At 66.8% G+C, this 22,176-nt stretch carries 19 protein-coding genes; 4 read left to right on the plus strand and 15 right to left on the minus strand.

Annotated elements, in window-relative coordinates:
* Positions 1 to 15: 15 nt before the first annotated feature.
* Genes B2G71_RS04640 through B2G71_RS04675 form a run of 8 tightly spaced genes read right to left on the minus strand, consistent with a single transcriptional unit; the run spans position 16 to position 7,708 of the window.
* A complete protein-coding gene (locus B2G71_RS04640) occupies positions 16 to 1,437 on the minus strand; it encodes an FAD-binding oxidoreductase (protein WP_098104564.1) in 1,422 nt (473 codons plus the stop codon).
* Positions 1,434 to 2,183, minus strand: a complete 750-nt coding sequence (locus tag B2G71_RS04645) for an aldolase/citrate lyase family protein (protein WP_168176258.1) — start codon at positions 2,181 to 2,183, stop codon at positions 1,434 to 1,436. The genes B2G71_RS04640 and B2G71_RS04645 overlap by 4 nt, the downstream gene beginning before the upstream one ends.
* A 4-nt stretch (positions 2,184 to 2,187) precedes the next feature.
* Complete coding sequence (locus tag B2G71_RS04650; RefSeq protein WP_168176259.1) at positions 2,188 to 3,078, minus strand: SMP-30/gluconolactonase/LRE family protein; 891 nt, start codon at positions 3,076 to 3,078, stop codon at positions 2,188 to 2,190.
* Positions 3,075 to 4,325, minus strand: a complete 1,251-nt coding sequence (locus B2G71_RS04655; protein ID WP_098104567.1) for a cytochrome P450 — start codon at positions 4,323 to 4,325, stop codon at positions 3,075 to 3,077. The genes B2G71_RS04650 and B2G71_RS04655 overlap by 4 nt, the downstream gene beginning before the upstream one ends.
* Complete coding sequence (locus tag B2G71_RS04660) at positions 4,322 to 4,852, minus strand: hypothetical protein (RefSeq protein WP_098104568.1); 531 nt, start codon at positions 4,850 to 4,852, stop codon at positions 4,322 to 4,324. Before B2G71_RS04660 ends, B2G71_RS04655 begins: the two co-directional genes overlap by 4 nt.
* Before the next feature lie 21 nt (positions 4,853 to 4,873).
* The gene (locus B2G71_RS04665; RefSeq protein WP_168176260.1) at positions 4,874 to 5,671 is read right to left on the minus strand and encodes a phytanoyl-CoA dioxygenase family protein; all 798 of its coding nucleotides are present in this window, start codon (positions 5,669 to 5,671) and stop codon (positions 4,874 to 4,876) included.
* A 1-nt stretch (position 5,672) separates the two neighbouring features.
* On the minus strand, positions 5,673 to 6,053 hold the full coding sequence (locus B2G71_RS04670; protein ID WP_098104570.1) for a nuclear transport factor 2 family protein: 381 nt from the start codon (positions 6,051 to 6,053) through the stop codon (positions 5,673 to 5,675).
* The gene (locus B2G71_RS04675; RefSeq protein ID WP_098104571.1) at positions 6,050 to 7,708 is read right to left on the minus strand and encodes an FAD-binding protein; all 1,659 of its coding nucleotides are present in this window, start codon (positions 7,706 to 7,708) and stop codon (positions 6,050 to 6,052) included. The genes B2G71_RS04670 and B2G71_RS04675 overlap by 4 nt, the downstream gene beginning before the upstream one ends.
* A gap of 264 nt (positions 7,709 to 7,972) precedes the next feature.
* Here B2G71_RS04675 and B2G71_RS04680 point away from each other — a divergent pair, with 264 nt between their 5' ends.
* Positions 7,973 to 9,085: an AraC family transcriptional regulator gene (locus B2G71_RS04680; RefSeq protein WP_141521492.1), complete on the plus strand. Its 1,113-nt coding sequence runs from the start codon at positions 7,973 to 7,975 to the stop codon at positions 9,083 to 9,085.
* 18 nt (positions 9,086 to 9,103) lie between these two features.
* Here B2G71_RS04680 and B2G71_RS04685 read toward each other — a convergent pair whose 3' ends face one another.
* Complete coding sequence (locus B2G71_RS04685; RefSeq protein ID WP_168176261.1) at positions 9,104 to 10,480, minus strand: aromatic ring-hydroxylating dioxygenase subunit alpha; 1,377 nt, start codon at positions 10,478 to 10,480, stop codon at positions 9,104 to 9,106.
* Between the two features lie 208 nt (positions 10,481 to 10,688).
* Here B2G71_RS04685 and B2G71_RS04690 point away from each other — a divergent pair, with 208 nt between their 5' ends.
* Positions 10,689 to 11,471: a phytanoyl-CoA dioxygenase family protein gene (locus B2G71_RS04690; protein ID WP_098104938.1), complete on the plus strand. Its 783-nt coding sequence runs from the start codon at positions 10,689 to 10,691 to the stop codon at positions 11,469 to 11,471.
* Positions 11,472 to 11,605: 134 nt separating this feature from the next.
* On the plus strand, positions 11,606 to 13,345 hold the full coding sequence (locus B2G71_RS04695) for an amidohydrolase family protein (protein ID WP_098104574.1): 1,740 nt from the start codon (positions 11,606 to 11,608) through the stop codon (positions 13,343 to 13,345).
* A gap of 397 nt (positions 13,346 to 13,742) precedes the next feature.
* Here B2G71_RS04695 and B2G71_RS04700 read toward each other — a convergent pair whose 3' ends face one another.
* Positions 13,743 to 14,732: a pyruvate dehydrogenase complex E1 component subunit beta gene (locus B2G71_RS04700; protein WP_098104575.1), complete on the minus strand. Its 990-nt coding sequence runs from the start codon at positions 14,730 to 14,732 to the stop codon at positions 13,743 to 13,745.
* Entirely contained in the window at positions 14,729 to 15,661 is a 933-nt protein-coding gene (locus tag B2G71_RS04705) for a thiamine pyrophosphate-dependent dehydrogenase E1 component subunit alpha (protein ID WP_098104939.1), read from the minus strand. Before B2G71_RS04705 ends, B2G71_RS04700 begins: the two co-directional genes overlap by 4 nt.
* Before the next feature lie 229 nt (positions 15,662 to 15,890).
* On the opposite strand from B2G71_RS04705, the gene B2G71_RS04710 reads away from it, so the two are divergent.
* Entirely contained in the window at positions 15,891 to 16,799 is a 909-nt protein-coding gene (locus B2G71_RS04710) for a LysR family transcriptional regulator (RefSeq protein ID WP_098104576.1), read from the plus strand.
* A 68-nt stretch (positions 16,800 to 16,867) separates the two neighbouring features.
* Here B2G71_RS04710 and B2G71_RS04715 read toward each other — a convergent pair whose 3' ends face one another.
* The 4 genes from B2G71_RS04715 to B2G71_RS04730 all read right to left on the minus strand — a co-directional run bounded on the left by B2G71_RS04715 (position 16,868) and on the right by B2G71_RS04730 (position 22,134).
* On the minus strand, positions 16,868 to 18,322 hold the full coding sequence (locus tag B2G71_RS04715; protein WP_240530008.1) for an aromatic ring-hydroxylating dioxygenase subunit alpha: 1,455 nt from the start codon (positions 18,320 to 18,322) through the stop codon (positions 16,868 to 16,870).
* 24 nt (positions 18,323 to 18,346) lie between these two features.
* Positions 18,347 to 19,189 carry a TauD/TfdA family dioxygenase gene (locus B2G71_RS04720; protein WP_098104577.1) on the minus strand — a complete coding sequence of 281 codons (843 nt, stop codon included), beginning with the start codon at positions 19,187 to 19,189 and terminating at the stop codon, positions 18,347 to 18,349.
* Between the two features lie 144 nt (positions 19,190 to 19,333).
* Entirely contained in the window at positions 19,334 to 20,740 is a 1,407-nt protein-coding gene (locus B2G71_RS04725; RefSeq protein WP_098104578.1) for an aromatic ring-hydroxylating dioxygenase subunit alpha, read from the minus strand.
* A complete protein-coding gene (locus tag B2G71_RS04730; RefSeq protein WP_098104579.1) occupies positions 20,737 to 22,134 on the minus strand; it encodes an SRPBCC family protein in 1,398 nt (465 codons plus the stop codon). The genes B2G71_RS04725 and B2G71_RS04730 overlap by 4 nt, the downstream gene beginning before the upstream one ends.
* Between the last annotated feature and the right edge of the window lie 42 nt (positions 22,135 to 22,176).

Raw genomic sequence — 22,176 nt, forward strand, 5'->3', positions numbered from 1 at the left:
CATCGGGCGATCGCATCACGGAACCACCTTGCCCGGGTTGAGCAGTCCGTCCGGATCGAGCGCCTGCTTGATCCTGCGCATCAGCGCGATTTCTTCAGGCGATCGCGAATGGTGCAGAAAGGCCCGGCGCGATCGGCCGATGCCGTGCTCGGCCGCGATCGAACCGCCCAGCCTCGCGACTTCGCCATAGACAAGCGCGTCGACGGTATCCTCGTCGCCGCTCGCATTTGCCGAACCCCTCCCGAGATTGACGATGATGTGCAAGTTGCCGTCCCCGGCGTGGCCATAGAAAAGGAACCGCGCCTCGGGATAGCGCACGAGGACGGCCGCCCGCACGGCCTCGACAAATCCAGGCATCGCCGCCAGCGTCATGCTCACGTCGTAGACGAGGAACGGGTGACAGGCCGCGAGCGCGGGCGCCATGTCCTCGCGCACCGCCCAGAGCGCCTCGCGCTCGCCGCCCGACTTGGCGATCACCGCGTCGCTGGCCAGCCCCTCCTCGATCGCTTCGGCCAGCGCCTGCATGAACTGGTCCGGATCGTTCTCGGCATCGCCGCCCAGCATCTCGACGAGAGCGTAGAAGGCGTGCCCCTGCGCCATCGGTTGGCTTCGGGATTCGCGCTGCGAGCGAGTCATGACCGCATAGAATTCACCCCACATCAGCTCGAAGGAAGACAGCCGCCCGCCAAGGCGCATTTCCAGCCGACGCAGCAGCGCGATGACCTGATCGAAACTTTCCAGCGCCACCAGCGCGGTCTGATCGGTCACCGGGCGGGGCCGGAGACGAAGCACCGCGCGCGTGACGATGCCGAGCGTCCCTTCGCTGCCGATCATCAGGTGTTTCCAGGCATAGCCCGCGTTGTCCTTGATCATGGGGGTCAGCGAGCTGACCACGGTGCCGTCAGCAAGCACGACTTCGAGCCCCGTCACCATGTCGCGCAGCATGCCCCAGCGCAGCACGCGGTTGCCGCCGGCATTGGCCGCGATCGAGCCGCCGACCGTCGCCGACCCGCGCGAGCCGAGATCGAGCGGCAGGAACGCGCCAGCAGCCTCCGCCGCCTCCTGCGCCACTTGCAGGATGCATCCGGCCTCGACCGTCATGGCCATGGCGGCGGTGTCGACGGCGACGACCTTGTCCATCCGATCGAGCGACAACGCGATGCCGCCCGGCGCCGCGATCGCGCCGCCGACGGTTCCGGTCTGCCCGCCGACGACGGTGACCGAGGCGCCATGCAGCCCGGCGATCCGCATCACGCCGGAGACCTCTTGCGGGGATGCGGGACGGACCACGAAGGCCGGATCGGCGGCATACTTGCCGAGCACGTCGCGGCGAAACCGCGCGTCCGCGGCGCTCCCGGGGATGACATAGCGGGGGTCGAGCAGCGCGGCGAGTTCGTCGCCCAGCACCGCGCCCTGGCTTGCCACGGTGGATGTCATAGCCCGTGGCCCAGCCTGCGCAGCGCCGCGAGATCTTCCGCCGCTCCCTTGCGCAAGAACATCGTGTCGCTGCCCGATGTCAGGAACGTCACGCCCGCCTCGAGCTGCAAGGCCGCGTTCGCCGGGCCGAACGACACCGATGCGCAGATCAGACCGTGGTCGCCGCAGGCGCGGGCCACCGTGGCGATCGCGTCGAGCACCGCTGCGGGCATGTCGAGCGAGAGTTCGTGGCCAAGGCTCAGCGCCAGGTCGACCGGCCCGACCAGCAAGCCGTCGACGCCGGGCGTCGCCGCGATCGCCGCGAGATTATCCAATGCCTCGCGGGTTTCGATCATCGCGATGCACAGGCAATCGTGGTGTCCCTCGCCCGCCCCGTACCATTGCCGAACGGGGCCGAAGGAGCGGATACCGCGCGGGGGATAGCGGACTGCCGCGACCGCCGTCCGCGCGTCGGCCGCCGAGTTGACCATCGGCACGATCACGCCGGCGGCACCGAGATCGGCGACGCGCATCAGCGTCGGCGGATCGCACCATGGCACGCGGACCAGCGCGGGCGTTCCGGTCGCATCGAACGTTTGCAGCACCGGCAGCAGGCTCGCGAGCGTCACAGCGCCATGTTGCAGGTCGACCGCCACAGCGTCATAGCCGGCGCGTCCCATCGTTTCGCACGCCACCGTGGAATCGCAGGCGATCCATGTCCCGAAGGCGGTGGGCGGCCCAAGCAGGGTTTCGCGCAAGCCTGCCATGCCGTCAGCCCGCGAAGTCCGGATCGGGCAAGCCCGCATGGTCGCCCGCGAACCGGAACAGCCCGCCGTCGAGCGGACTGTGCTGCTTGCCGTCGAGGCCGTGGCGGATCGTCGTGACGAAGATCGTGCGCATGTTCGCGCCGCCGAAGGCGGGCTTGGTCGGATTGGCGAAGGGCAGACGCACTTCGAGGTCCGGCGTACCGTCGGGCAGATAGCGGCGCAGCTTCCCGGCATAGACGAGGCTGGCCCAATATCCGCCTTGCGCATCGACGGCTGCGCCATCGACGAAACCGTCGCCCTCGCCGAGTTCGAAGAAGGTCTCGCGCGCGCCGATCGCACCGGTTCGCGGATCGAGCGGGTAGCGGTCGCAACGCATCGTCGTCGAGTCCGACAGGTAGAGCGCGTCGCCACCGGGGCTGAACGCCAGCCCGTTGGCACAGGAGATTCCCTCGATCACCGGCACCAGATCGCCCCCGTCGAGCCGGAACAGTTTCGCACCGCCCGGATGCGGATTACCCGGCCCGACGCGGTGGTCGATCGAGCCCACCCAGAAACGCCCTGCCCTGTCGCACGCACACTCGTGCAGCGAAACCGCGTCGGGCAAGGGCGAGGCGACGAGCGGCGAGAGCGCCCCCGACTCGAAATCAAAGGTGAACAGGCCCGAAGCCAGCGTGACGAGCGCGCCTCCGTCGCGGCGAAACACGAAGCCGCCGATCCGTTCCGGCATCGGCCATTCGGTGATGCGGCCGCTGGCCTGCTCCCACTTGCGCAGGCGCGGCGGCCCGTCGCAGTCGATCCAGTAGAGCGCGCCTTCGGGGGCCCGCCAGACGGGGGTTTCGCCGATCGAATCCTCGCTCTCGCCGATGCGGTCCACGCGGGGCTCGATCACCTTCACGCCCGCAGCTCCTCGATCACGACCGGCAATTCGTTCCAGCCCCACTGGAAGCTCGAGGGCAGTCGCACCGCGCGATCCATGTCGAACGAGAAACGCTCCACCCGGCGCAGGAACGTCTCGATCAGGATGCGCAATTCCAGCCGCGCGAGGTGGATTCCGATGCAGTAGTGCTGCCCCGTTCCGAACGAGAGCACGCGCTCGATCGGGCGGTTCCAGATGAAGCTATCGGGCTGATCGTACTCGGCGGGATCGCGCGCGGCCGAGCCGAACAGCACCATTACCCGTTGCCCCTTGCGCACCTTCGCCCCGGCCACCTCCACGTCGCGATGCGCGGTGCGCGCGAACCACTGCGCGGGCGCGCAAAAGCGGATCATCTCCTCGACCGCGACCGGGACGTTCGCCGCAAGGTCCTGGCGCACCGCATCGAGCTGATCCGGCGCATCGTGCAGCTCCTTGAGGCCGTGCGCGGTGATCTTGGGCACAGTCTCGACGCCGCCGATGAACACGCAGGTAAGCTGCGTCGCGACTTCGGCGTCGGTGAGCGCGCGGCCGTAGTATCCGAGCGAGAGAAGACCGTCGATCAGCGGCACCGATCCGTCGGCCCCCGCCGCTCGCCGCTTCGCGATGTATTCGCTCATGATGTCGATGCAGCGGCCGATGATGGTCGGTACGTCGGTGCCGCCGCTCTCGGGATCGGTGCGGCTGAGCGAATTGACGAGATCGAGCACCTCGTCGGCGCGGTCGAGCGGCATGTCGAGCAAGTGGCAGATCACGCTAGCCGAAACCCGCCCGCCGTAGGCCTGCGTGAGATCGAAACGCCGCAGCGGCAGAAGTTCGGCGAGCCGGGCCTCGGCGAGATCCCGCACGAAGTCGGTGAGTTCGCGCACGGCGCGGGGCCGGAATGGCTTGATGTGCGCGTTGCGCAACACCTCGAAATGGGGCGAACCAAGCATCGCGCCGATCGGCAGCGGGTCGAGCGGCAGTTCCGCAACCTGCCCTCCATTGTGCCGCCGCAGGATCTCGGGCGTGGGCAGCGTCGTGTCGGTGGCGATGAAGGCGTTCGCGCCCACGGTGAGGACGTCGATCACATCCTGGAACCGCGAGAAGACCCAGGTATCGTATTTCTCGAGGTAGAGCGCGGGCGCTTCCTCGCGGAGCGCCTCGTAGTACGGCAGAGGATCGTTCATCACGTCCCTGCTGAACGGATCGTAGCGAGCCGACAGGCGCTGCCGTGTGTCTTCGATCATGACCGCTCCGCTGCGCCGCTCGCGACGGGCATCTCGGCACGGTCCCAGATGTCCTGCGAGCCGCGTACGGTCTCCAGCGCCTTTTCCCAGAACGCGAGCCCGTTGGCGTGGTTGACGAAATTGAAGCTGGTCGCGTTCCGGAATTCGAGCACCTCGACGCCGTCCGGTCCCGGCGTATAGCTGTAGGGCACGCCCGCCGGGACGAAGAAGCCCTCGCGCGGGCCCAGGTCCCGGGTGCCCATCCGGATCGAGCCGGCGACGATGTAATAGAGGCAGTCGGCGTCGTGGCTGTGCAGCGGCAGCGGATAGCCCGGCTTGAACCAGACGTGGACGAGGCTGAACCCGGGCATCGCGAACAGCACGCGCGCGTCCTCGCCGTTGAACACGCCGGCCTCCTGCACCTCGCCAAGCACGGGCAGGATCGCTTCGCGGAACGGCTCGAAGTGCATCATGCCGCTTTCCGCGAGCGCGGGCGCATCCTCGCGGCTGAAGATGGTGAAGCGGGCGGGGGGTTCGGGGTCTGTCATCGGGCGGTCTCCTGCATCGGCCTAGAATGGCGCAAGACCGTTGACCCGGCCCACGATCTGCGGCCGGAACCCCAGCAGGCTCAGCAAGGTCTCGGAACCGAACTGCCGGATCGCCGGATCGAGCGAGAGAAACCAGTTCTCCTGCGGCAGATAGATCGGCAGCGTGTACCAGTTGAACACGCCCGCGCGCGGCCGGTCGGTCTCGTTGCGTCCGGTCTGGTGCCAGCAGCGCCCGTCGATGACGATCATCGCCCCGGCAGGCGCCTCGATCGCGACCATCGGCGGAACCGGCTCGCCTTCGCGGTGGCTGCGGTTGCGCAGGTGGCTGCCCGGCGCGACGCGAGTCGCGCCGTTGTCGGCGGTGAAGGCGTCGAGACACCAGCCGATGTTCACGCCATGCGGACCCGCCCACGGCTCGGGCATGTAAGTCTGGTCGCAGTGCAGCACTTCCTCATCTGCGTGCCGCACGACGATGTTGGCCGAACTGCCCGACAGCAGCGCGGGCCATCCGATCGTTTCGCGTACGAAGCCAAGGGCGAGGTCGTGCTCGACCAATCGGCAGAAAATCGGATCGCGGCTGATGAGGTTCCAGATACGGTGGTTGGCATTCTCGCCGCCGTCATAGCCGTAGCGACGGCGCCATCCCGCCTCCTCGTCGAAGCGCGCGACCCGCTCCAGCGCTTCGCGATACCGTGCGCAAATGTCCGGCGGCAAGGCACCCTCGACAATGCAGAAGCCGTCCCGCGCCAGCGCCTCGCGCTGCGCCGCCGGAAGGAGCGCGGCCTCGTCAGGCCGATCGGTCGCGAGCGCGGCAGGCACTTCAGGCGCCTTCCTGAAGCATCGACATGTCGACATATTCGTCGAGCCTGGCGATCCTGCCGTCGGCAACGTCGAAGACGAGGCACGCCGGCCAGTCGATCACCGCGCCGTCGTGCGTCGTCAGGCGCAGCACGTGCTGCTGCACGAAGCCGGACGGCGTGGGTTGGCGGCGCACCTCCAGATAGCGGCGATCGCTGAAATTCCCGAAGAGCAAATCGAGTCCGGCAACGGACTGCGCCGGCGTCTGCGCCACCTGGTCGAAATTGTGCCAGATCCGCGCGCCGGGCGCATAGCACGCCAGCACGCGCTCGATGGACCCGTCCTCCAGCGCCGAGAAGAAGGCCTCGGCCAGTTGCTCGACAGGATCGGCCAGCGCGCTCATGCTGCTTGCGCCTCGCCGACGAGGTTCGCGCCCATGGCATGGCGCGCGGCGACATAACCGAACGCGATGCCCCCGCCGATGCTTGCCCCCGCGCCCGGATAGCTGTGCCCGACCACGGGCGCGGTGATATTGCCCGCCGCGTAGAGGCCGGGAATGGGACGGCCTTCGACCGTGATGACGCGCGCGAATTCATCGGTGACGAGGCCGCCCGACGTGCCGACGTCGAGCGGCCAGATCCGCGTCGCATAAAACGGGCCCTCGCTGATCGGCCCGAGCGAGGGATTGGGCGCATTGGTCGGATCACCCATCGCCTTGTTGTGCGCGCTGCCGCCCCGGCCGAAGTCCTCGTCCACGCCGTGCGCCGCGAACCGATTGAAGCGATCCATCTCCGCCTTGAGGCCCGCGGCATCGATTCCGCAAGTCGCGGCGAGATCCTCCAGCGTGTCCGCCTTCACCAGATAGCCGTTCTCGACGAAAGGCTCGGGCGACTTGCCGACCATCACCGGCCCCCAGCCATATTTCTGGAAAGCCCGGCTCTCGAGGATCGCCCAGGACGGCACCGCGCCCCTCGCGTACATGCGCTGGCCGAATTCCATGTAGGACCCGGCCTCGTTGCCCACGCGCCGCCCGTCGGGCCCGACGATGACGATATGCGGCTTGCCGCTTTCCCCCGGAACGTGAAAGCCGCCGTACGAGCCGTCGGGAAGGAGCGAACCGGGCGTCCACCACGCCTCCTCCATGCAATCGACATCGGCGCCGAGCGCCATCGCCATCTGCATGACGTCTCCTGTGTCGCCCGGGTTGACCATCGTCCATTCGGTCTTCGACGGCTGCGGCTGGTACGTGTCGCGCATTTCCTGATTGCGCGAAAACCCGCCCGCGTTGAGCAGCACGCCCTGGCGCGCCTTGATGGTGTATTCGCCCTTCGGCCCCTTGACCCGGACGCCGACCACCGCGCCGTCGCGCGTGATCAGGCCTACCAGCTCCGTCTCCATCTCGAGCGGGATCTTCGCGTCGAGCGCCGCCTTGAGCATGCGGCCCTGCACGGCATTGCCCGAGCCCCTGCGCCGCGATCCGGTCACCTTGTCGCGCAGCATGTCCCAGCCCAGCCGCAAGGCGGTACGCTTGCCCTTCCAGGTCCGCTTCGCCAGCGTCAGGTCGACGAACTTGTGACTGCCGATCGGCAGCGCCGGAAAGCCGTAGAAGCTGCCTAGCCGGTCTTTCCAGCCGCCCAGTTCGTTCAGGTCGAACAGCTCGGCCGAGATCGTGCGGCCGTAGTCGTGCCCGCCCGGCGCCGAGGAATAGTAGTCGGGCCAATAGACGCGGATGAGCTTGACCCCCTGATCGAGCAGGAACTGGACGGCGCGCGGCCCTTCCCTGAGGAACATCTCGCGCTTGGCGATCGGCGAGGCTTTCGAGGGTTCGCCGACGATGTGGTTCAGATAGGTGCGCGAGGCGGCTTCGGTGTCATCGTCGAGCAGGGGGTTGTTGGGTATCCATGCGATGCCGCCCGAATAGGCGGTCGAACCACCGAACAGCGCCTGCTTTTCGATGATGACCGCGCTGCCGCCCTGCGCCTTGGCCGCGAGTGCCGCCGTCACCGAGGCGCAGCCGCTGCCGACGATCACGAGGTCGTAACTCTCGGCGAAATCCATCTGGTCTTCTCTCCCAAGCGGGCCCTTGGGGCCCTTGTGCCTTTTTTCGCGCTCGAGGCGGGTAATGGTCGAGACTAGGGGCGGCCCGTCGGAGTGTCTTTGACACGCGGCGACATTCGCCGGAGCAAAGCCGACATCGGATTTGACCGCCCTCGCCCGTTCCGCGCGCATTGCCATGAGCCGGGTTGTTTGGCATCTTCGGACCTGTACTTCGCCCACAAAGAGCGGAGACAGACAAGGATTGATGCCTTGAGGAGAGAGTTGTTGAGCGGGTCGACGAACCAGCCGCAAGCAGACGGCGCCATGACGGAACCGGGCGCGCCCGCGATGGTCCGAACCGAAAGCCTGACCTATTTCGCCGAAGTCGTGCGATCGCGCGGACACGATCCCCTGCCGCTGTTCGCGGCGGCGCGGATCGACCCCGCGATCGTCGGCGTGCGCGACCAGTTCGTGCCCTACCGACAGATGATCCAGCTTCTCGAATCCGCGGCTGACGAGCTGGGCTGTCCCGATTTCGGAATGCGGCTCGCCCAGCGCCAGTACGAGGAAGGAATCCTCGGGCCGCTCGACATCGCCATGCGCAATTCCGCCACCGTCGAGGACGCCTGGCGATTCTGCGCGGACCACGCCTACACCTACAGTGCGGGCGCCCATGTCGACATCGTCTCGGAGGACGATCGGGGCCGCACCGCGATCCGCTTCGAGATCATTCTTCCCAGACTCTACCGGCAACGCCAGGCGGTGGAGCACGCGCTGGTGATCTCGCACCTCGCGACACGCATGTTCTCGGGCGGCAAGGCAACCCCGCGCGAGGTGTGGTTCACGCACGAACCGCTCGAAGGCACCGTCGATCACGAGGCGGTCTTCGGTTGCAGGGTGTGCTACGCGCAGCCGTACAACGCGCTGTTCTATTCCAGCGGCGAGTTCGCCTGCCCGGTCGCCGGGCGCGACGACCGCGTCCTGCAACTGGCGACGTTCTTCATCGACACCCAGTTCCCCTCCCCCGATTCGCTGATCCGCAACCGGGTGCGGATCAGCATCGAGAAGCAACTGGGCGAAGGCAATTGCACGCAGGTTGAAGTGGCCGCCGCGCTCGGGATGCATCCGCGCACCTTGCAGCGGCGGTTGCGCAGCGAGGGAGAGAACTTCGAGGCGATCAAGGACGAGGTCCGGCGGGACGCGGCGGTGCGCTACCTGCGCCAGACGCGGCTCCCACTCAAGACCGTGGCTGGCATGCTCGGCTATTCCGAGTTGTCGGTGCTCTACCGTAGCTGCCAGCGCTGGTTCGGCGAATCGCCGAGCACGGTGCGCCAGATCGACGACGTGAGCCTGCTCGATCCGGCACGCCATGCCGAGGTTTCGCGCTGCTCCGCCTGACAGCGGCCGCGCGACGGCTCAGGCCGTCGCCGGCACCTCCACCATCGGTTCCGGTTCCAGCGCATCGTCCGCATGCGGATCGGCGAGGAAGCGGCGCAAGGTGCGATGGAAGTGCGAGACCGCGCGCTCCTGGATCGGGCTCGGCCGGCCCGCCTTGAAGGCGCGGGACTTGATGCCCTTCTGGACGCGCGGGATGTTCTCGAAATCCTGCCGGAAGATCAGCGGATAGTCGCCGTCGCGCCAGTCGTCGTAGACTTCGTGAACCACGTCGGGCGCCTTGCCCTCGGGAAAGCGTTCGAGCGACCAGACGTCGAAGATCGTCTTCTCGTGATCGTCCCCGCAAGGGCGGAAGCGATACCAGATCACCGCCTCGACAGCCGGGTGGAGGAACGCAGTGTTGGGAAAGACATGCCAGTCGAACCCGCTTTCGGCCATGTATTCGGGGGTCAGCCCCTCGGGCCAGCCGGCGCCCGATTCGACGGCGGCCTCGTAGATGAACTGGCCCCACTTGCCGAGCACTTCCTCCGCCGGCGCATCGGCCGCGACCTCGGTGCGCAGCCGCTGCGTCGCTTCATACGCGCGGTCGGTCTGCATCGCCTTCAGGTTGTCGCGGAACTGGTCGGCATACTCGAACAGGTATTCGCGGAAATCGGCGATCTCCTTGGGCGGCAGGCGGTCGCTGCGCCCCACCGGCAGGCCGGTTCCGCCCGCGTAGGAGATCCAGCCGTGCCGCCCCATCGCGCGGCTCACCGAATAGTCCTTGGTATAGCTGAGCATCTGCGAATGCGTGGTCTGGACGTGATAGAACTCGGTAAAGGCGCCCAGCGTCGTCTTCCAGTTCGCCGGGACGGTGACCGTCTTGTACCAGGCCGGGTGAAGCTTCTCGAACTCGAACAGCTCGCACTTGGCCTTCATCGGCGCCAGAAACTGATCGAGCGGCTGGCAGTCCGGGTCCATGTTGATCCACACGAATCCGCCCCAGGTGCCGACCTGAACCGGCACGAGGTCGATGTCCTCCTTCGTCAGGCATGCCCCCCAGTCCTGCCGGTCTATCACCTTGATGTTGCGGCCGTCGTTGCCGAAACGCCAGCCGTGGAACGGGCAGACGAACTGCTTCGCGTTGCCACGCCCCTCGGCCAGCAAGGTGCCGCGATGGGGGCAGACATTGTGGAACGCGCGCACCGCGCCGTCGGTGCCGCGCGCGACGATGATCGAATCGTCGATGATGTCGTAGACCACGTAGTCGCCGGCCTGCGCGATCTCGTCCTCGCGGCAGGCGATCTGCCAGACCTTTGGCCAGAGGTGTTCTTTCTCCAGTTCATGGAAGGCCCGGTCGAGAAAGTCGTCCTTCGGAACCCAGTCATCGCGAATCTCGTCGGGGGAGTAGGCTGGCATCCGAGGTCTCCATATCCGTGCCCACAAGCCGTGCGGGGACTGTTTGCCGTAGCGTAGTGAAGCGTCCGGGCGGTGGCCAACGCACCGGCATGACCACAGGCGACAAACTGCGGGCACCGCCGGCCATATCCGCAACCTTCCGTGGCGACCGGACCCGGCCTGCGGCATCCTCGGCCGTGCTCCGCAGCGAGAAAGACCGCTTTCGCCCATGTCTCTTGATGCTTTCGCCGACCCCGCCATCGCCGACGACCTAGACCGGCAAGGCTTCAGCGTGGTGGACAACGCGCTCGATCGCGATACCGCCGCCCGCCTCGGCACCCGCCTGCGCGAGATCGCCCGCGATCTGCGCGAAAGGGGCATCTCCACTCATACCCCGATCATCGATCCCAATGCGCACAATGTGCGGATCTACGACCTGCCCGATCACGATCCGGCCTTCGTCGACCTGCTGACGGCCCCGGAGGTGACTCGGGCCGTCGACGCCTGCCTCGGTCCCGACTGGATCATCTCGAACTTCACCGCGAACATCGCGCGCCCGGGTGCACGGGCAATGAAGATCCATTCGGACATGGCGCTCGTCTTCCCCGGGCCCTGGCGCGAACGCTGGGCGCTCAACGTGATCTGGTGTCTCGACGACATCGACGAAGAGAACGGCGCGACCCGCTACCTTCCGGGCAGCCATCTGATCTCGCGCCTCGAAGATCTGCCGTCCCAAGCCGCCGCGGCGACGCTGCCCTTCGAGGCCAGGGCGGGCTCCGCGATCGTGCTCGATGGGCGCACCTGGCATTGCTCGGGCGACAACGTCTCGCGCGATCGCGACCGCGCGCTGCTGTTCGCCTACTATGCGCGCGGCTTCATCCGACCGCAGGCGTGCTGGCACGAAACCCTGCGGCCCGAGACGATCGCGGCGCTCGACGAGCGGCAGCGGGCCATGTTCGGCTTCGGACCGCTTGGAAACACGCACGGCGTCCCGCTGATCGCGCTCTCGTGAGTTGCGCCTGTCGCTGGCGGCCCGCCACTTGTCGCGCCGTGTCATAGACGCCCCCGCCGCGCCGGACGTACCCTCGACGGGACAATGGCGGACACTCGCGCGCGACGCGGGACGCAAGCATCCGGGAGAAGCTCATGGAATACCGTACGCTGATCACGAACGGGACCGTCGTCGACGGAACCGGAAAGCCGGCCTTCAAGGCCGACGTGCGCATCCGCGCCGGGCGGATCGCCGAAATCGGCCCTGACCTTCAATCGGGCGATGGCGAGCGCGTGTTCGACGCCAGCGGCTGCTATGTCACCCCCGGCTTCATCGAGTGCCACAACCACTGGGACGCGGCGGTGTGGTGGTCGCCGAACATGGAGCCTTTCCCCGGCTACGGCGTCACGACCTCGATCAACGGCAATTGCGGCTTCTCGCTCGCGCCGCTGCCGCAGGGCGAAACCGGCCGCGACGACATCGTCGACATCTTCAACTTCTTCGAGGACATTCCCGAAGTCCCGATGAAGACCATGATCGCGTGGGACTGGCACAAGTGGAGCGAATACAAGGCCTCGCACGAACGCAACGTGCGCACGCCCGTCAATTTCGGCTCCTACTGCGGCCATATCCCGATTCGCCTGTGCGTGATGGGCGAGGCGGCCTGGGAGCGCGCCGCCACGCCCGAGGAAATCGCGCGGATGTGCGCGCTGCTCGAGGATGCGCTGGCGGCGGGCGCCATGGGAATGTCGTCGAACCAGCTCGATCATGACAAGCACGACAGGCCGCTGCCCACCCAGCTTGCCGACGACGCCGAATACCTCGCGCTGCTCGACGTCCTCGCCCGCTATCCCGGCGCGACCTTCCAGCTCATCATCGACAACTGGATGCACATGACCGCGACCCGGGTGGTCGAGCGGATCGGCGCGCTGTGCAAGCAGGCCGGCGTCACGTTTCAGTGGGCCGGGCTGCCCACGCTTGACTTCCAGCAGGAGGCCGCGGCCGAACAGTGGAAACTCCACGAGGACTTCAAGGCCGAGGGGCTGCCGTTCTGGACCGGCTTCACCCACGTCCAGTACATGTTCTCGGTCGATTTCAAGCGCACGCTGATCTTCGCGCAACTCGGCCTGCAGCCGTGGCAGGACATCGTCGAGATCAAGGACGATGCCGCCAAGCTCGAGATGCTGGCCGATCCCGAATGGCGCGCACGCGCGCGCGAGGCATGGGACGCGGGCTTTTCGAACAACGCCTTCACCCCGCAATCGGTGTTCCTGCGCGAAAGCGAGAACGGGGCGGGCCCCGTCGGGGTGAAGCTCGAAGTGTTCATGGAGCAGGAGGGGATCGCCCACCCCTCCGATGCTCTGGCCGACTGGGTGATCCGCAACGGCGCGGACTCGGTCGCGCTGCAGGACGGCTGGGCGCGGGTGCACGATACCATCGTCCGGCTGCTCAAGGACCCGCGCAGCGTCGCCAACGTTTCCGACGCGGGCGCGCACGGCAAGATGTTCTGCGGCGCGGGCGACAACGCGCTGCTGCTCACCGAATATGTCCGCGACCGCAAGGACCTTACCATCGAGCAGGGCATCAACGCGCTCACCGGGCGGCAGGCCGAGTTTTTCGGTCTCGACGATCGCGGCGTCCTCGCCCCCGGCATGGCCGCCGATGTCTGCGTGTTCGACCTTGGCGAGATCGAGCGCCGCGACGAGGAAAAGCTATGGGACATCCCCGATGGCGAGGGCGGGCGCACCTACCGCTACGTCCGCGCCGCGGCGCCGATGCGGCTGACGCTCGTCAACGGCATCCCGACCTTCGACAACGGCGTGTTCACCGGCAAGTTCCCCGGCCGCTTCATCGGCCCCGAGCACCACTTCGAACAGGCGATCGCGGCGGAGTAGCAGCGCAGGGCCGGTTCGCCAGAGCCGTCCGGACCAGCCCCGCCCGGGGCGGCAATGCCGCCGCCCTCGTCCTCGTCATCCCTGCAACGGGCCCGGATGACGAGGCGCGCGTGCGATGCCCGTTTCGCAGACCTTTCTCGAACCCATCCGACGTCGCCGAGTTCGTGGTGAGCGGAAGCCCGGCCAGCACCTCGCCCGCTCAGCCTGAGCTTGTCGAAGGCCACGCGCGAAGGCCTTCGACAAGCTCAGGCTGAGCGGAGTTGGGGATGTCCCCGACCGCTTTGTCGTCGTATCCGGTAAGGCTGCTTTTGCAGGATGAGGCAAGAAAGCGAACTGCGGCGCTGGCCGCGCGGCGTCCTTGGCGGCCCCTCGGCGCGCCGCTATTTCGGCGCCGGGTTCAAGCGGTGACGGCGGCAAGCTCACGCACGGCGGCCTCGACTTCGTCGAGCGAGGGCAGCGAGGCGGTTTCCAGCGGCTTCGAAAAGGGGACCGGCGCGAACTTGGCGCCGATGCGGCGGACGGGGGCACGCAGCGCGGCGAAGGCTTCCTCGTGGATCAGCGAGGAGATCTCCGATCCGACGCCGAATTCGCGCACCGCCTCGTGGACGACCACCGCCGCGCCGGTCTTGCGGACCGAGGCGAGCACGGCCTCCTTGTCGAAGGGGGAAACGGTGCGAAGGTCGATCACCTCCATCGACACGCCCTCCCCGGCCAGCCGGTCGGCAAGCTGCGCGACGGACTGGATGATGCGTCCGTAGCCGATCACCGAGACGTCGCGGCCCTCGCGCAGCACGGCCGCTTTTCCGAGCGGGACGCGGCTGCCGCGAACCGGTGCCTCGCCCTTGTTGAACAACGCCGGCAGCGTCTCGACGAAGATACACGGATCGGGATCGTCGATGCAGGCGCGCATCAGCCCGTAGGCGTCGGCCGGGGTCGAAGGCAGCACGACCTTGAGGCCGGCCGTGTGCGCGTACCAGGCTTCCAGATAGTCCGAGTGCTGGCCGCCGTTGCTTACGCCCGCGCCGGTCATCGTGCGCACGACCAGCGGCACGCTCGTCTGCCCGCCCGACATGAAGCGAAGCTTGGCGGCGTGGTTGACGATCATGTCCGAGGCCACCGTGGTGAAGTTCATCAGCATGATCTCGGCCACCGGCCGGAAGCCCTTGAGCGCCGCTCCGATCGCGGCACCCATGATCGCCTGCTCGGAGATCGGCGTCGACTTGACGCGTTCGCAGCCGAACGCCTGCGACAGCCCCTTGGTGATGCCGACGACGCCGCCGCCCTCTGCATCGCCGACATCCTCGCCAAGCACGAGGACGCGGGCGTCGTCTTCCATCGCGTCATGCAGCGCCTGGTTGATCGACTGGACGAAGGTGACCTGGCTCATCGCGCCATCTCCTGCTCATAGACATCGGTCAGGACTTCGCTCGCGGGCGGAAATTCGCTGTCGAGCGCGAAGCGGATCGCGGCCTCGATGCGCTCGGCCTGCTCGGCCTCGATCGCGGCAAGCCGGTCCTCGCTCGCATGGCCCTCGTCGATCAGCCAGGCGCGGAACCGAGGATAGGGATCGGCCGCCATGCGTTCGGCCTTCTCGCCCTCGCCCATGTAGGCATCGTCGTCGCCGAAGACGTGGCCGTGGAAGCGGAAGGTCATCGCCTCGATCAGCGTCGGTCCCTCGCCCGCTCTCGCCCGGTCGATGGCCTCGGCAGCGGCGGCGTGCATGGCGAGCACGTCGTTGCCGTCGACCCGCACGCCCGGCATCGAATAAGCGGCCGCGCTCTTCGCGACGGAATCGATCGCGGTCCCGGCCGCGAACCGGGTATGCTCGGAATAGAGGTTGTTCGAGCACACGAACAGCACCGGCAGCTTCCACAGTGAAGCCAGGTTGAGCGACTCGTGGAACGCACCGATATTGGAGGCACCGTCGCCGAAATAGGCGACCGTCACCGCATCGCTGCCTTCCAGCTTCGCGGCCCAGGCGAGACCGTTCGCAATCGGCATCGACGAGCCGACGATGCCGGTCGTCACCATGACGCCGGTTTCGGGATGGGTGATGTGCATCGGCCCGCCCTTGCCCTTGCAGGTGCCCGTCGCCCGCCCGCCGAGTTCGGCCCAGAGCCGGTCGACCGGACAGCCCTTGGCAAGCGCGTCGTGCGTGCCGCGATAGATCGTGCAGATCGTGTCGTCATCGCGCAGCAGCGCGGAAATCGTGGCAGGAATGACCTCCTGCCCGCGATAGCTGTAGTAGGGCATGACCAGCCGCCCTGACGAGATCGAGGCGCGCATCTTCTCGTCGTTCTGTTTGAGCAGGGCCATCTTCTCGAATATCGAGAGCAGCAGGTCGTCGGAAATCTGGGTCACGATCTCACCTCTTTCATCGAAGCGAAGGCTAGAGCCGTCGCCGTGCGGAGAGGATGACGGGAACCGACATTAGTGCGGACGCTTGCGACACAGGCAGACTCCTGCCTGGCGTCTGCACGTTGCACCGTTCGGCTCGAGCGCAAAGAGCTGATGAACCGGGCTCAACAACGCGCTAAGAGACGCCATGCAGATCAGTCGCGCCGACCTTGCCGATTTCGCCTATTTCATGGCGATCGCCCGTCATCGCAGTTTCCGCCGGGCCGGGCTCGAAATGGGCGTCACGCCATCTGCACTGAGCCATGCGATGACCGCGCTCGAGGAACGGCGCGGCGTGCGATTGTTGAACAGGACCACCCGCAGCGTCACTCTTACGGCGGCGGGCGAGGACCTCTACGCGATGATCGACGGCCCGCTCGACCGGATCGCCGAGGCGTCCGAGAACCTCAACCGGTTCCGCGACGAGCCGGCGGGACGGGTCCGGATAAGCGTGCTGGAAGACGCGGTGCCGCTCCTGCTCGATGCGGTGATGCCGATCTTCGTCGATCGCTATCCCGACGTCGCCATAGACGTGAGCGCGAACAATCGCATGATCGACGTGATCGGCAGCGGCTACGACGCCGGAATCCGCTACGGCGGGACGGTCCCCGAGGACATGATCGCCCAGCGCCTGTCGCCCGAAATACGCTGGATCGCGGCGGCGTCGCCCGCCTATCTCGAACGCTTCGGCACCCCTTCGCATCCCGACGAGCTGCGCGAGCATCGCTGCGTCGGAATCCGTCTCGGCAACGATCAGCTCTATGAGTGGGAATTCGAACGCGACGACGAGGCCATCGCGATGGCCACGCCCGGCCCGGTGACGGTGGACGACAGCCAGGCGGCGCTGTGTTTCGGGCGCGCGGGCGTGGGCATCGTCTACGGCGCCGAGCCGGTGTTCCGGCCCGACCTCGATCGCGGCGCCCTCGTTCCCGTCCTGCCGGAATGGGCCTCGATGGGCGAGGCCCTGCACGTCTATTACTCGGGCCGCCGCCAGGTTCCCACCGGCCTGCGGCTTCTGATAGACCTGATCCGCGAGCTTCGGCCGCTGGGTCTTTAGCCCCCGTCACAAGGCGGGCGCGAGAGCCCGCCTTGCCTTATGCCGTGGCCGACCGCGCCGGTAACGCGTTAGGCCTGACCGGTCGCTCCTTCGGCCGGCGGCGCTCCCGGCTGCGCGAAATCGAGGATCGGTCCGTCGAAGTTGCCGCCTAGGCGACAGGTCTGATCCGCGAGGATCGGCTTGTCGACTTCGGCGATATAGCCGTCGATCAGCCGCTGGTAGTTGCTGATGAGCCCTTCGACCTTGCCCGACAGTCGCATGAAATCGAACCCTTCCGAATGCAGGCCCTTCTGCTGGAGCGGGATGTTCGAATAGTCCTGGCGCGGAATCATCGGAAAATCCTGGCTGTTGTAGGGCAGCACGGTGGGTTCCATCGGCGCCTGCGGCTCTTCGCCCGGCGCGAAATGGGTGAGCGACCAGATCTCGAACCGGCAGGTTTCCGGGCCGGTCGGGCGGATGCGGTAGCTCGCCATCGAGGTGAAGAACGGCAGCAGGAAATAGTGCGGGAACAGGAACTCGACCGCGTTGACCGGGTCGGACTGGCACACCGCGTTGAGATCCGGCACGTCCTCGCCGCGTTCGCGCAGCTTGCGCGTGATCGCCTCCTGCACGAGGCCGAACCAGACCGGCAGCGCCTCGGCGACCGTGGACGGCAGGTCGGCATCAGCCAGTCCGCGCGCGATTTCCACTTCCTTGGCATGGCACATTCCCGCCATGCCGCTCGAAAGCAGTTCGAGATTTTCGATCTGGCTGGCGATGTTGTCGCGCACCGACTGGTCGGGATCGATCGACGGCCCAAGCCCGCCGGTATCGTCGCCGTAGCGTGCGTTGTACAGCGCCGGGACCGAGTGCTGGAGCTGCGGATGCGTCGCCATCACGTGGTAGCCCTCCATGAAGGCCTCCATCGCGATCTTCCAGTTCGCCGGAAGCTCGGTGGCGAACCACCATTCCGAGCGCAGCTTGCTCATTCCGTGCGCCTCGAGGCGGTCAAGCACCGGCCCCATGGTCTCACGCAGCGAGGGGGCGTCGAGATCGTGGTTGATGAAGGCGCAGCCGCCCCAGGTCTCGCACTTCACCGGCTTGAGCGCGAGATCGGCATGCTCGAGCTGGTCGGCATCGAAGAGCTGGCGGCCATAAACGAAGGTGTTCTCGCCATCCATGTTCCAGCGCCAGCCGTGGAACGGGCAGACGAAGCCCGACGCCGCGCAGTTGCCGCTCGCATTGCCGTCACCGCCCGCGATCGGCACGCCGCGGTGGCGGCAATGGTTGTTGTAGGCCTTCACCCCGTCAGCGGTGCGCACGACCAGCACCGACTTGCCGACGTTGCTGTATTCGACCCAGTCGCCGACCTCGGGGATCTGCTCGAGCCGGCACGCCATCTGCCAGACGTGCGGCCACAGCTTCTCGCATTCGAGCTGGTAGAACGCCTCGTCGTAGTAGCGGCGCGAGGGGATCGCGCGCGGGTCGGTGATCGCCAGCGGGTTCGTCGCCAGCATGGCTTCGGCGAAATCATAGTCTGCCATCGGTTCTCTCCCTCTCGCGGCCGGTCAGGCGACCGGTTCGCTGCCCATCAGGATGGTGCGGTGAAGCAGGCGCCCGCAGTCGGGATCGTAGGGCATGGCGCGGTGGAGCGTGCCGGTGTTGTCCCACATCACCGAGTCGCCCACGCGCCATTCGTGGCTGTAGGTATAAGGCTCGGAGGTCGCGAACTCGCGCAGGCCATGAAGGATGCGCGCGCTTTCCGCCTGGCTCTTGCCGACGACCGCCTGCGCCGTGTTGCCGAGCACGAGGCTCTTTCGGCCCGAGGCGTGCGTCCAGACCAGCGGCAGCACCACTTCGCCCTTGGCCTGCCAGTCCTCGAGCTGCGCGAGGCTCGGTTCGGGCGTGTGGTAGAGCCCGGTGTTCCACATCGAGTGGACCACCTTCAGCTCGGCGATCTCCACTTTCCGGTCCTCGGGCAGGTCGTCGTAAGCGGCGTAGCAATTGGCGAACTCGGTATTCCCGCCCCAGGTCGGCAGCACCTTGCTGGTCAGGATCGAGCCGCGGATCGGCACAGGGTTCATGGTGCCGTCGATGTGCCAGTAGAGCGAGCCCTTGAGGTATTCGACCGCTTCCTGGTTGACCTTGCGGTCGAGTGAGATCGGAAAGATCGACTGGCCACGAATCTCGTCGACGTTGCCGCCGAGCAGGTTGGTGAAGGCGATCTGCTCCTCGTCGGTGAAGTGCAGTTGCTCGAACACCAGCACGCCGCGCTGTTCGAGCAGATCGTTGATCGCGTCGGTGAGATCGCCCGAGAGCAACTCGGCTTTGGTGTTGCGAATGCGCGCGCCGATCTTCGGCTTGATCGTCTCGAAGCGAAGTTCGGTTCGGGTCGGGGCAGCGGTAGCCATCTTGTCTCTCTCCACGGTTGTGCCCGAGGGGTCGCCGAACGAATCGGCGCCCCTCGCATTTTGCTGAACACGTGTTCAATCTGACCGCATGCGCCCGCTGCAAGCTTTGATCTTGCGCAAATTGCGCGCGGACTTGCAGTCAGCTCAATCGATCGGCTGGGGTGCGCCCGAGCCCATGTACCGGGCGAGGCCGCGATGCAGGTTGGTGACCTTGCGCTCCTGCCACGGGTTGGTGAGATGGCCCTTGAACCCACGCGACTTCAGGCCGCGCTGCACCTCGACCATGTTCGAGATGTCCTGCGCGATGACGTAGGGCCACTTGTCGAGATCCTGCTCGACGAAGGTCCACTCGGTCTCCGGCTCCTCGCCTTGCGGGAACCGGTCGAGCGCGACGGCCTCGAACACGCACTTGTCGGGGTCGGTCCCGTAAGGCCGGACGCGATAGGCGAGCGCGAAAGTCGGTCCCGGAATGAAGTTCATGTTCGGGAAGATCGACAAGGCGAGACCCGCCGCGGCCATCTGCGCGTTGGTGATCTCGGGCCAGGTCACGCCGCGCTCGGCATCGACGCGGCGCGCGGTTTCGAGCCAGTAGGCGTGGACTTCGGCGGCCGGCGTGCCCTCGGGGAGGACGTCGGGCAAGGTCTGGGCGGTCTTCACCAGCGTTTCGGAGGTGCTGGCGCCGATCGTCTCCCAGTATTCGAGCTGCATCTGCGCGATCGTCCGGCGCGGATCGCCATCGCCTGCGGCGCGGTGGACGCTGGTCTCGACCGCCGAGCCCTGTTCGCGGTGCGCCTTGGAATCGAAGCCGGTCTGGCCGTGGAGTCCGAAGGCCTTCGAGAACGAGTAGAAGTCGCCGTACTTGATGAGCTGCGGATGCGTGCCCTGGACGTGGTAGGGCTCGAGGAACGCTTCGAGCGCCACTTTCCAGTTGCAGTCGAAGATGCCCCAGTAGCGGAAGCGATAGCGCATCTTGTCGAACTCGAACGGGTCGATCAGCGTCGCCACCGGCTCGAGCCATTCGCGCAAGGGGCCGGCCTCGAGATCCATGTTGATCCAGATCCAGCCACCCCAGGTATCGACCTGGACCGGCGTCAGCGAGGTACAGGTGAACTCGAGCGCGCCGTTCCAGTCCTCGCGGTCGGGGATGTAGGTCGCATCCCCGTCGAGGCCGAAGGTCCAGGCGTGATAGTTGCACCCGAACTTGAGACTATTGCCTTTCGCCGAGTGCGCGCCCTTGTCCTGCGCCACGGTCTTCGGACCGCCGCCTGTGTTGTTCCCCACGAGCCTGCGGCCGCGATGGGGGCAGACATTGTGGAAGGCCTTCAGCGTTTCGGGCGTATCGCGCACGATCAGGATGGAATCGTGGCAGATATTATAGGTGATGTAATCGCCCACCGCCTTGAGTTCCTCGACCCGACCGGCCTGCTGCCACACTTTCGACCAGAGCCGCTCGGGCTCGGCCTCGGCGTATTCGCGGCTGACGAAGGCCTCGACCGGATAGGTCAGCGCTTCGGACAAGTCGTCCGACACGATCTTCTCGGCCTTGTTCATGACGCGCTCTCCTCGGTCAGCGTTTCGAGCGGGCGCGGCATGCCGGTGCCCATGTAACGTGCAAGGTTGCGGTGGAGGCACAGCACGGCGCCCTCGGCCACGGGGTTGGGAATGTTGCCGGCATAGCCGCCGGTCTTCATGCCCTGCTGGACGGCCGCCATGTTCGAGAAATCCTGACGCAGCACGTGCGGGAACTGGTCGGGATCGGCGTAGACCCATTCGGTTTCGGGCACCTGTCCCTCGGGGAACAGCTCGTAGACCGCGACCTCGAAATAGCACTTGTCGGGATCGCTGCCGAAGGGGCGCGCATGGTAGCACAGCATGTTGTTGACCGCGTGGCCGATCTGCTGGTTGGGAAAGATCTGCCAGCTCGTGCCGCTGGCGCCGACGGTCTCGGAATCGACCTTGGGCCAGACCACGCCGCGCTCCTCGTCGATGCGGCGGGCGGTCTCCAGCCAATAGCGCGAGACCTCGGCGGGCGGCGTGTCCTCGGGCAGGACGTCGGGCAGCGTCTGCGCGACATCGACCAGCGTCTGGGTGGTGTTGGTGTTGACGCCTTCCCAGGTGTACTTCTGCATCTCGGCGGTGGAGACGCGCGGATCGCCGATGCCGAGGCGCAACTTGGCCTTGTTCTCGTCGAGCCCCTCGGGCGCGTCGTAGCCGATATGGCTGTGCTTGCCCTGCGGACGGCCCCAGCCGGTGAAGTCGCCGAACTGGGTGAACTCGGGGTGCGTCCCGGGAACGTGATAGGTCTCGTTGAACGCCTCCAGCGCGACCTTCCAGTTGCAGTCGAAAACCGTCCACTTGCGCCAGCGCGCCCGCATGTCCTGCAGACGGAACGGATCGAGCATCGCGGCGGCGGGCTCGAGATAGTCGCGCAGCGGTTCGGCCTCAGGGTCCTGGTTGATCCAGACGAACCCGGCCCAGGTGTCGCACTGCACTTCGCCAAGACGCGTGACGCTGTCGCACAGCGCTGGTCCCCAGGCGTCCTTGTGCGCGATCGAGCCGGCCGTACCATCGAGTTCGAATGTCCAGGCGTGGAACCCGCACACGAAATTGCGGCGCTTGCCGCGCGCGTTGCGCTGGCCGGCGGGCGTATCGACCAGCCTGCGGCCGCGGTGCGTGCACACGTTGCGGTAGGCCTTGATGCAGCCGTTCGCGCCGTTCGCGGCATCGCCCTCGGCGACGCGCACGATCAGGATCGAATCGTGGCCGATGTCATAAGTGATATAGCAGCCGACCTCGGGCAGATCCTCTACCCGTCCGGCCTGCAGCCAGACCTTGCGCCACAGCTTCTCCGCCTCGGCGCGCGCGTATTCGGGCGAAATATAGGCCTCGACCGGGATCACCGAGGCTTGCAGCGCCTGGTTCCCGAGATCCGCCGGCTTGTTCATGGCATCCTCCTTCTGGAGCCGGCGGCGGAGCGACGTCCGCCG

This window comes from Novosphingobium sp. PC22D, assembly GCF_002556635.1.
In the GTDB taxonomy this organism is placed as follows: Bacteria; Pseudomonadota; Alphaproteobacteria; order Sphingomonadales; family Sphingomonadaceae; genus Novosphingobium.

Bases quoted from the DNA above. Each gene is read 5' to 3' on its own strand.
- B2G71_RS04655 (WP_098104567.1), bottom strand. From the start codon at position 4,325: ATGATCGAAGACACACGGCAGCGCCTGTCGGCTCGCTACGATCCGTTC.
- B2G71_RS04710 (WP_098104576.1), top strand. From the start codon at position 15,891: ATGCAGATCAGTCGCGCCGACCTTGCCGATTTCGCCTATTTCATGGCG.
- B2G71_RS04720 (WP_098104577.1), bottom strand. From the start codon at position 19,189: ATGGCTACCGCTGCCCCGACCCGAACCGAACTTCGCTTCGAGACGATC.
- B2G71_RS04705 (WP_098104939.1), bottom strand. From the start codon at position 15,661: ATGGCCCTGCTCAAACAGAACGACGAGAAGATGCGCGCCTCGATCTCG.
- B2G71_RS04640 (WP_098104564.1), bottom strand. From the start codon at position 1,437: ATGACATCCACCGTGGCAAGCCAGGGCGCGGTGCTGGGCGACGAACTC.
- B2G71_RS04645 (WP_168176258.1), bottom strand. From the start codon at position 2,183: ATGGCAGGCTTGCGCGAAACCCTGCTTGGGCCGCCCACCGCCTTCGGG.
- B2G71_RS04670 (WP_098104570.1), bottom strand. From the start codon at position 6,053: ATGAGCGCGCTGGCCGATCCTGTCGAGCAACTGGCCGAGGCCTTCTTC.
- B2G71_RS04700 (WP_098104575.1), bottom strand. From the start codon at position 14,732: ATGAGCCAGGTCACCTTCGTCCAGTCGATCAACCAGGCGCTGCATGAC.
- B2G71_RS04715 (WP_240530008.1), bottom strand. From the start codon at position 18,322: ATGGCAGACTATGATTTCGCCGAAGCCATGCTGGCGACGAACCCGCTG.
- B2G71_RS04730 (WP_098104579.1), bottom strand. From the start codon at position 22,134: ATGAACAAGCCGGCGGATCTCGGGAACCAGGCGCTGCAAGCCTCGGTG.
- B2G71_RS04690 (WP_098104938.1), top strand. From the start codon at position 10,689: ATGTCTCTTGATGCTTTCGCCGACCCCGCCATCGCCGACGACCTAGAC.
- B2G71_RS04685 (WP_168176261.1), bottom strand. From the start codon at position 10,480: ATGCCAGCCTACTCCCCCGACGAGATTCGCGATGACTGGGTTCCGAAG.
- B2G71_RS04695 (WP_098104574.1), top strand. From the start codon at position 11,606: ATGGAATACCGTACGCTGATCACGAACGGGACCGTCGTCGACGGAACC.
- B2G71_RS04725 (WP_098104578.1), bottom strand. From the start codon at position 20,740: ATGAACAAGGCCGAGAAGATCGTGTCGGACGACTTGTCCGAAGCGCTG.
- B2G71_RS04675 (WP_098104571.1), bottom strand. From the start codon at position 7,708: ATGGATTTCGCCGAGAGTTACGACCTCGTGATCGTCGGCAGCGGCTGC.
- B2G71_RS04660 (WP_098104568.1), bottom strand. From the start codon at position 4,852: ATGACAGACCCCGAACCCCCCGCCCGCTTCACCATCTTCAGCCGCGAG.